We start from the raw sequence: 8,774 nt of genomic DNA, 5'->3' as shown, positions 1-8,774 counted from the left end.
CCACACCTGCACGCTGAGCATGCGCGGTTCGGGGGCAGACACGGTCGCGACTTGGTTCAACGGCATCATCGAGCCGTAAACCTCGACCACTACCGGATCGAGCAGGCTGGTGTTGGCGCGGCCCGTGCGCAGGCCCGCCAGATCGCCTTTCAGACTCTCCACCGCGCCCTGCATGCGGCGTTCGATATCGGACTTGTCGTATTTCGCCATGATCGGCCTTCCTGCATCCTCTTGAATTTCAGTCTTTCTGTACGATCGTTTGCACGCCCTCGCCAGCAAGAACACGGGCAAGATTGCCCTGCTCGCGGATCGAGAAGACGACGATCGGGATATTATTGTCGCGGCATAGGGCGACAGCGCTGGCGTCCATCACCTTCAGGTTGTCCGCCAACACCTTGCCGTAAGTTACCGTGTCGTAACGCTTGGCATCGGCATTCTTCTTGGGATCGGAATCGTAAACTCCGTCCACACTGGTGCCTTTGAACAATGCATCGCAGTTCATTTCTGCTGCGCGCAAGGCTGCGCCACTGTCGGTCGTGAAGTAAGGCGCGCCGACCCCGGCCGCGAAAATGACGATGCGGCCCTTTTCCAGATGGCGTTCGGCGCGGCGCCGGATCACAGGCTCGCACACCTGATCCATCTGCACTGCCGACTGCACGCGCGTGGGCACGCCCAGCTGTTCGAGCGCGCTCTGCATCGCCAGCGCGTTCATCACCGTGGCCAGCATGCCCATATAATCGGCCTGCGCGCGATCCATCCCCTGCGCCGCCCCCGCCATCCCGCGGAAGATATTGCCGCCACCTATCACGAGGCAGATCTCGTAGCCCGCATCCTTGGCCTGTTTCACTTCCTTCGCCAGCTCGAGGACGAAGGCCGGATCGATACCGAATTCCTGCTCGCCCATCAGCACCTCGCCCGAAAGTTTCAGGAGGATACGCTTGGCGTTGGTGATCGGCATGGAGGTGGTTCTCGACATTCTGGGGCAGGTGCTTGGCCCTAACGCGGCGCTGCGCGGGTGGCAACGTTGTGGGGCATGGTTTCCATGCGCTCTGCCAATCGTTACAGCCGCACGGTCTTGCCCGTTTGCGCGCTTTCCAGCCCAGCATCCAGCACCTGCATCGTATCGAGCGCTTCGGTGATCGGCACGGGATTGACCCTCTCGCCCCGCAGCGCGAGCACCAGCGCGTCCCAGAAAAGGCTGTAATCGCCGCACTCGTTGGGAACTTCGCCATGAGAATGAATGTCGCTGGAGGGGGTGTAGATGCCGGGGACCGGGTCGACGCCCAATTCCGGATCGCCGGGCCGCGCCCCTGCCAGGATCTGTGGCTCCTGCAGGTCGAGCCCGTGCTTGATCCAGCTGCCGCCCGTGCCGTGGATGGCGAAGCGCAGGCCATCGTCCGCACTCAGCTTGCTCGAATGGAGGACCACGCGCAGCTGCTCGTAGCGCAGGACCGCGTGGAACCAATCGGGTGCGGTGCCGCCACTGCGTAGCGTCGCCAGATCGAGTGTTATCGCCTGCGGCATGCCGAACAGGCACAGCGCCTGATCGACCAGATGTGGGCCCAGATCGAGCCACGATCCGCCGTCGCGCTCATCCTTCCAGCGCGCCCGGACCTCGGGCTTCCAGCGATCGAAATAACTTTCGAACTGAACGATCTCCCCCAGCAGGCCTTCCGCGATGATTCGTCTAAGAGTGAGGAAATCGGCATCCCAGCGCCGGTTCTGAAACACGGTCGCGATCCGGTTCGTGCGCTTAGCCGCATCCGCTATCCGCCGCGCATCGGCCAACGTAGTTGCGACGGGCTTTTCGACCAGCACGTGCTTGCCCGCCTCCAGAGCCGCAATTGCGTGGTCGGCATGCAGATCGTCCGGGCTGGCCACGATCACCAGATCGATACCCGGTTCGTCCAACAACGCCTCGAGCGTGGGGACCACCACCATCCCGGGCAGGCTCTCACGCACCGTGTCCGGCCTGCTGGAAACGACCGCGCGCAGGTCCAGACCGTCGGTCGCCTGCACGAAGGGTGCGTGGAAGACACGCCCGCTCAAGCCGTATCCGATCAGACCTACACCGATGCGCGTCATGCAATTATTCCTCAGTCGTTCACCGGATGGAGTCCGGCAGACATGAAAACGGCCGCCGGATCGAAATCCGGCGGCCGCCAATTAGGCAATCTGTGAAAGACGTTTAACCCTTCACTGCTGCCGCGACTTCCGCCGCGAAATCGCTTTCTTCCTTCTCGATGCCTTCGCCGAGCTGGAAGCGGACATAATCCTTCAGCACGATCGGCTTGCCGGCATCCTTGCCAGCCTGCGCGACGACCTGTTCGATGGGCGTTTTGTTGTCCATCACGAACACCTGGCTGAGAAGTGCGTTTTCCTTGGCGAACTTCGCCACCGCACCTTCGACCATCTTTTCCTGCACGTTCTCGGGCTTGCCGCTCTCGGCAGCCTTTTCCTTCGCAATCGAACGCTCACGCTCGATCAGCTCGGCATCGAGACCCTCGGCATTGAGCGCCTGAGGGAACGCGGCGGCAATGTGCATGGCCAGCTGGCGGCCCAACGTCTCGAGCGCTTCGGTATCGGCTTCGCTTTCGAGCGCGACGAGCACGCCGATCTTGCCGAGGTTCGGCGCAACCGCGTTGTGCACGTAAGGAACGATCAGGCCGTTATCGACCGTGACGGTCTTCATGCGGCGGACCTGCTGGTTCTCGCCGATGGTCGCGACATTGTCTGTCAGCTTGTCGCCGATGGTCCCGCCATCGGGATGCGCCATGCCCTTGAGCGCTTCGACATCGTCGGCATCGGCGCTCAGCGCGGCCTGCGTGGTCTTGCGCACGAAGTCTTGGAACTGATCGTTCTTGGCAACGAAGTCGGTTTCCGAGTTCACTTCGACCGCGACGCCCTTGGTCCCTTCAACGGCGACACCGATGAGGCCTTCGGCGGCAGTACGGCTGGACTTCTTCTGCGCGGTGGCAAGGCCCTTGGCGCGCAGTGCGTCGACCGCAGCTTCGACATCGCCATCGGCAGCTTCGAGTGCCTTCTTGGCGTCCATCATGCCCGCGCCGGTCTTCTCGCGGAGTTTCTTCACGTCAGCGGCGGTAAAAGCGCCCATGATTCTTTCCTTGAATTTGTAATGTGGTCAGCGACCCCGGAAGCGAGCCATCTCGATCCGGGGCGCTAGTCAGCGATTGTGAAGCGGCGATTACGCGCCAGCTTCGGTCGTCTCTTCAGCCTTGGGCTCTTCGGCCGGAGCGGCTTCCGCGGGCGGATTTTCCATCTCGCCAACGCCCGGATCGTTCGATCCATCCTTGCGCGCAGCTTCACCGAAGGCATCGCAATACAGGCGCACGGCACGCGCCGCATCGTCATTCCCCGGAACGGGGAAGGCAATGCCGGTCGGGTCGGTATTCGAATCGAGCACCGCGACCACGGGAATGCCAAGCACGTTGGCTTCCTTGATGGCGAGATCTTCCTTGTTGGCGTCGATCACGATCATCACGTCGGGAATGCCGCCCATGTCGCGGATACCGCCGAGCGAAAGCTCAAGCTTGTCACGCTCGCGCGTGAGGTTGAGAACTTCCTTCTTGGTCAGGCCGCCCGTATCGCCCGAAAGCTGCTCTTCCAGCGTCTTAAGGCGCTTGATCGAACCGCTGATGGTCTTCCAGTTGGTCAGCATGCCGCCCAGCCAGCGGTGATTGACGAAGTGCTGCCCGCTCATCCGGGCCGCTTCAGCCACAGGCTCCTGCGCCTGGCGCTTGGTGCCGACGAACAGCACCTTGCCATTGCCCTGCGCGGTGGCCGCGACGAAATCGAGCGCACGCGCCATAAGCGGCACGGTCTGCGACAGGTCGATGATGTGAACACCGTTGCGCGCGCCGAAAATATACGGCTTCATGCGCGGGTTCCAGCGGTGGGTCTGATGGCCGAAGTGTGCGCCGGCCTCGATCAATTGCTGCATCGTGACGGTAGGAGCCGCCATAGGTATTTCCTTTCCGGTTGAACCTCTGGAAGGCGGTAACCCGCAGCGGAGAGCCCGCCTTGAGCACCGGTTTATGATGCCTTCCATGTGGATTTTCCCGCGAATCCCTCGCGGAAGGCGCGCACTTAGCGTCGCCTGCGTCATAAATCCAGCGTCATTTCGTCCTGAATTAAACTCTGCTCGCCCGTTTTCACCTTGACAGGTGAGAACAAATCAAGAACAAAAGCACTCGTCGGCGGAACGCTGTGAGTCGCTGACACGTTATGAGCATGTTTTCCACAGCCGGTCCATCGCTTTGTGCCGGCTCTCTGGAAGACCCAAGGGCCGGAGAAAGACCATGATCGCGCTTGCCATTACCTGCCTGCTTGTTGCTGCCCTCTTCGCGACGCTGCTGTCTGCGACGGACAGCCTGATGCGCGGCTGGCATTCCTATGGCGCGCTCGCAAAGGAGTTGCGGGCGCTCAGAGCCATGCCGCAAGTATCGTCGGCAGAGATATGTTTCGGCAAGACGCGCATGCCTGCCTGTCGACAGGCTCGCCGCCCTGCACGCCAGCTTCGATCTGCCGCTGCCGCTATTCGCGCCGCAGCATGACACACTTACAGCTTCGAATTACTGCTGAAGGCCTTCCAGGTCGGCCAATTCGCCGATGCGGCCCAGCACCGTCTCCCCCGCAATGACCCGCTGCCCCATCAGAACCTGTGGGGACGTGCCATTGGGCAGGTAAAGATCGACCCGGCTCCCGAACCGTATCAGGCCCACGCGCTGCCCCGCCGCAACGATATCACCCGGCTTGACGAAAGGTACGATGCGGCGGGCCACCAGCCCCGCAATCTGCGTGATCCCGATTGCCACGCCGTCGCGGCGCATGACCAGCAGGTGCTGCCGTTCATTCTCTTCGCTGGCCTTGTCGAGTTCGGCATTGACGAACTTGCCTGGCACATAGCTCATCGCGGTAATTGTCCCGGCACACGGGCTGCGATTGATGTGCACGTCGAACAGGCTCAGATAGATCGAGATACGCGTGATCGGAGCGGTGCCAAGCCCGCCTTCCTCACCGCGCAATTCCAGCGGCGGCTCAACCTCCGCGATCTGCGTGATCGTACCATCGGCAGGCGATAAGATCAGATCGTCGCCCCGCGGCACCACTCGCTCCGGATCGCGAAAGAAAACGAGGATGCAAAGCGACAGGAAGGCGAGCGGCCAGGCGATCGTTTCCCACGCGAGCAGCGCGGCGATTACGGCCAGCCCGAAGCAGATCAGCGCGTATTTGCGGCCCTCTGGATGGACGGAGGGAATGCTGGCACGGGCCTCTCCCCGGCCGCGATTGTCCATGATCTCACCAGCCAAGGCCAGCCACCCCGCTCCGCTGCGTTACAGTGGGCATGCCTGCCATCACGCGGCCTTGCGCACGAATACCGTGCCTGCCGAATAGCCCGCGCCGAAACTGCAGATAAGGCCCGTGTCCCCTGCGACCATATCCTCGTTATTCAGGTGGAATGCGATGATCGATCCTGCGCTCGACGTGTTCCCGTAGGTATCGAGCACGGTCGGGCTTTCATCCTCGTTCGCTTCGTGGCCCAGCACGCGCTGTGCAATGAGGCGGTTCATCCCTGCATTGGCCTGGTGCAGCCAGAGCCTGCGAAGCCCGGCTGGATCGATTGCAAGGCGCTCAGCCTCGTTCACGATCATCTCCGCGACCATCGGCACCACTTCCTTGAAGACCTTTCGCCCTTCCTGGACGAACAGCTTGTCGTCGGTGCCCATGCTTTCAGGGTCCGAACGATTGAGGAAGCCGAAATTGTTGCGGATATTGTTGGAAAAGACCGTTTTCAGCTTCGTACCCAGAATGTCCCAGTGCACATCCGGCGCGATCTCAGCATCTTCGACCAGCACCGCTGTGGCGACATCGCCGAAAATGAAATGGCTGTCGCGGTCGCGCCAGTTGAGGTGGCCGCTGGTAATCTCCGGGCTCACCACCAGCACGCTCTTCGCATTGCCGGCGCGCACGTAGTCTGCCGCGGTCTGGATGCCGAAGGTGGCGGAGGAACACGCAACATTCATGTCAAATCCGAAGCCATCGATCCCGAGCGCTTGCTGGATCTCGATCGCCATGGCCGGATAGGGGCGCTGCATGTTCGAGGCCGCACATAGAACGGCGTCGACATCCTTCACGTCGCGCCCCGCCTTCGCCAGTGCCTCGCGCGCTGCTGCCACACCGATCTCGGCCATCAACGACAACTGGTCGTTCCCTCGAGGCTCGTGACGAGGCTCCATGATCGCAGGGTCGATCAGCGGCGCCTTGTTCATCACGTGGCGCGCCTTGATCCCGCTCGCCTTTTCGATGAACTCGACCGAACTATGCGTCAGCGGCTCGACCTCGCCCGCCTCGATCGCCTCGGCATGGGCGGCATTGTGCCGGTCCACAAAAGCGTTGAAGCTTTCGACCAGTTCTTCGTTGCTGATGCTGTCCTCGGGCGTGAACAGCCCGGTTGCGGAGATGACGGGTCGTGGCGTCCCGGATTTTGCATGCGTATTCATGGAGCGGCGAGACCTAGCGGTGCGCGCCATGCGCGGCAAGTCGGATGGCTCGCGACGCGGGAGCCGGGCGGGAGAAATGGTGGACAGGGCTGGATTGCCGCATGCGGCGTCTCCGCTACGCTTCGACTCCGCCCCAGCGCGCAATCGCTCGTGCGATTGCTCACGCTGGTTCGCTTGCGAGGGATGAAATGGTGGACAGGGCTGGATTGCCAAGCCCCACCTAAAAATCTTCCAAATACAGCATCTTGGCCGCAGTGCACTACTCCGGCTGTAGTAGCCGACTGTATCACCTTCTTCAACCCGTCGGGTGTTAAATTCATTGCCCTCCAAACCTCAGGGGCACTGGCGCCAATTAAACAACCCGCTAGATTGATCCGATGACCGACCCCATGAATCGTTGGCTCAAAGAAGAAAGCCGCCGTCGCAGGATGATAGAGGACGCTTCTGGGCTTGCATCGTTCGCCAAAAGGGCCGGTCTGATCGACACCGTTAGCGCTGCGTCTGAATTAGCGAACCGGTTCAACGCGATTAGTCCATCAGCTGTAGAAACAGCAAAGGCATTATCCTTGTCCTATGGGACGAACGCTGGATTTCTCAAGCTGGCAGCTCAGGCGCAGGCATTGTCGGATGGAGTTGCCGGACAAATTGCTCTCGCAAATAGACTGCACACTCCCCTGACCATCTCACAAGCAATGAACGTCAACACGTTTTCCGAGACGATAGCGAATATTGAAAAACTGCGGGAACCTTTCTCAACGTTTCTGGACCACAGGGTAAGGGAAGCGAGTGTTTTCGCAGATGCCTTCCGAACGGATGAGTTTAGACTCGCTCTTGAGCGCCTAGCCGAAGAAATCGAGGAGACCCCAGATCAGCCCAATGAGAACGTAGCAGTAGCGTTCGTAAAAGCGCAGGTGCGAAGGCTCAACGCCAATCAGAAGCAGGAGTTGGAGCGGACTTCGTGGACCACACTGTTACTCATAATAATCTTCATTCTAGATCACTATAATGCATACCTATCTGAAGCCGAAAATGCCGCACAGCACGGTCAAACCCAAACAAGTGTTCAGCAGGTTCAGGATGCCGTTGATGAGATCACGAAGATTGCTCAGGAAGAAGTGGCTGAGAACGCCGAGCGCGAACGTGTTGGCGCCCTGCCTCGTGCGGTAGTTAAAAATCGGGCCTATGTCCGCGTTGAGCCCAAGCAAGGCGCTGAAAAAGTCTCAGTGCTAGGTAGAGATGCGATGGTCTCGATTGAGGCGAAAATGGGCCGGTGGTTATTGGTTTCATATGAAAACCACCTAGGCAAACTTGAGAGCGGCTGGATTTATCGGGGCTCCCTCGAAATCCTCTAACGCCTATGATGCTCTAAGGAGAAGGGCAATGCCAATTTTATGGCGACCATTTGAAGAAGCAGTTGGCGAATTTCGGGACGGTCGCGAAATGCTCTTTTGGGTCATTCGCCCATCAGGTCAGCCAGAGACGTACCTGGCAGCCTGGGAGGAGTATCATGGGAGCGCGGTAGGCGAAACGCCGGAGCCACTAGATGAAGCGGGCTGGCGAACTTCATCTGAGGCATGGCATCCGCTCGACGAGCTGGGGACAGCCACCCATTTTTCTGAAATCAATTCCCCGGAAGAGATCGAGAATGTGCAACCTGTATCGACTAGCCAAGGAAGCAGCCGAGATTGAGCGACTGCTAGCGGTGGGTTCTGCCGCTGGTACGAATTTCGCCGAAGAGGTCTATCCCGGCTATTCCGGTGCGGTAATTGCCGAAGGGCGGTTGCGATCGATGACGTGGGGCTTCCCGCTGGTGCTCAAGAGCAAGAAGACTGGCGAGCCGTTGAAACCGAAGCCGGTGAACAATGCGCGCACCGACAAGCTCGACAGCTTCATGTGGCGCTTCAGCTTCGCCGAGCGCCGCTGCCTGATCCCGTTGACCGCTTGGGCCGAGGCCGAAGGGCCGCGCGGCGCGATGAAGCGGACATGGCTTTCACTGCCCGATGTCGATGCCTTCACGGTCGCCGGGATATGGCGCGATAGCGACGAATGGGGCGAATGCTATACGATGGTGATGACCGATGCGCGCGGCGATGCGGCGCAGGTACATAGCCGTATGCCGGTGATCCTAGCGGGCGAGGATCGGGACCGCTGGCAGCACGGTTCCCCAGATGAAGCTAGGGGGCTTTGCCTGCCGTTCGAAGGCTCGCTCGATATTGAGCGCACATCGCAGCCCTGGGCGTCCCGTCGCTAGGG

The 8,774-nt window shown here is 60.5% G+C and carries 11 protein-coding genes; 4 read left to right on the top strand and 7 right to left on the bottom strand.

The window, feature by feature from the left end; all coding sequences use genetic code 11:
- From ACEQXE_RS07095 to rpsB, 5 genes are all read right to left on the bottom strand, one after another.
- The coding region (locus ACEQXE_RS07095; protein WP_370178234.1) for a ribosome-recycling factor at positions 1-210 on the bottom strand (210 nt) is incomplete at its 3' end.
- Positions 211-238: 28 nt separating this feature from the next.
- Positions 239-958, bottom strand: a complete 720-nt coding sequence (gene pyrH / locus ACEQXE_RS07090; protein ID WP_370178235.1) for a UMP kinase — start codon at positions 956-958, stop codon at positions 239-241.
- A 101-nt stretch (positions 959-1,059) separates the two neighbouring features.
- Positions 1,060-2,085, bottom strand: coding sequence for an oxidoreductase (locus ACEQXE_RS07085; RefSeq protein ID WP_370178233.1), 1,026 nt, complete (start codon positions 2,083-2,085; stop codon positions 1,060-1,062).
- Positions 2,086-2,188: 103 nt separating this feature from the next.
- Positions 2,189-3,115 (bottom strand): translation elongation factor Ts, encoded by a 927-nt coding sequence (gene tsf, locus ACEQXE_RS07080; protein WP_370178232.1) that lies wholly within the window; start codon positions 3,113-3,115, stop codon positions 2,189-2,191.
- A 90-nt stretch (positions 3,116-3,205) separates the two neighbouring features.
- The gene (gene rpsB, locus ACEQXE_RS07075; protein ID WP_370178231.1) at positions 3,206-3,982 is read right to left on the bottom strand and encodes a 30S ribosomal protein S2; all 777 of its coding nucleotides are present in this window, start codon (positions 3,980-3,982) and stop codon (positions 3,206-3,208) included.
- Positions 3,983-4,319: 337 nt separating this feature from the next.
- On the opposite strand from rpsB, the gene ACEQXE_RS07070 reads away from it, so the two are divergent.
- Positions 4,320-4,574, top strand: coding sequence for a hypothetical protein (locus tag ACEQXE_RS07070; RefSeq protein WP_370178230.1), 255 nt, complete (start codon positions 4,320-4,322; stop codon positions 4,572-4,574).
- A gap of 18 nt (positions 4,575-4,592) precedes the next feature.
- Here the strand turns inward: ACEQXE_RS07070 and ACEQXE_RS07065 are convergent, their stop codons facing one another.
- Both ACEQXE_RS07065 and ACEQXE_RS07060 read right to left on the bottom strand, forming a co-directional pair.
- Complete coding sequence (locus ACEQXE_RS07065; RefSeq protein ID WP_370178229.1) at positions 4,593-5,330, bottom strand: phosphatidylserine decarboxylase; 738 nt, start codon at positions 5,328-5,330, stop codon at positions 4,593-4,595.
- A 45-nt stretch (positions 5,331-5,375) separates the two neighbouring features.
- Positions 5,376-6,521 carry a beta-ketoacyl-ACP synthase III gene (locus ACEQXE_RS07060; RefSeq protein ID WP_370178228.1) on the bottom strand — a complete coding sequence of 382 codons (1,146 nt, stop codon included), beginning with the start codon at positions 6,519-6,521 and terminating at the stop codon, positions 5,376-5,378.
- 389 nt (positions 6,522-6,910) lie between these two features.
- Here ACEQXE_RS07060 and ACEQXE_RS07055 point away from each other — a divergent pair, with 389 nt between their 5' ends.
- Genes ACEQXE_RS07055 through ACEQXE_RS07045 form a run of 3 tightly spaced genes read left to right on the top strand, consistent with a single transcriptional unit; the run spans position 6,911 to position 8,772 of the window.
- Entirely contained in the window at positions 6,911-7,873 is a 963-nt protein-coding gene (locus ACEQXE_RS07055) for a hypothetical protein (RefSeq protein ID WP_370182538.1), read from the top strand.
- A gap of 28 nt (positions 7,874-7,901) precedes the next feature.
- A complete protein-coding gene (locus ACEQXE_RS07050) occupies positions 7,902-8,210 on the top strand; it encodes a hypothetical protein (RefSeq protein ID WP_370178226.1) in 309 nt (102 codons plus the stop codon).
- A complete protein-coding gene (locus tag ACEQXE_RS07045; RefSeq protein ID WP_370178225.1) occupies positions 8,167-8,772 on the top strand; it encodes an SOS response-associated peptidase in 606 nt (201 codons plus the stop codon). Before ACEQXE_RS07050 ends, ACEQXE_RS07045 begins: the two co-directional genes overlap by 44 nt.
- Positions 8,773-8,774: the final 2 nt, after the last annotated feature.

The sequence above is a fragment of the Alteriqipengyuania sp. genome (assembly GCF_964222115.1).
In the GTDB taxonomy this organism is placed as follows: domain Bacteria; phylum Pseudomonadota; class Alphaproteobacteria; order Sphingomonadales; family Sphingomonadaceae; genus Alteriqipengyuania.
This window is presented reverse-complemented; position numbering and strand designations above follow the sequence as displayed.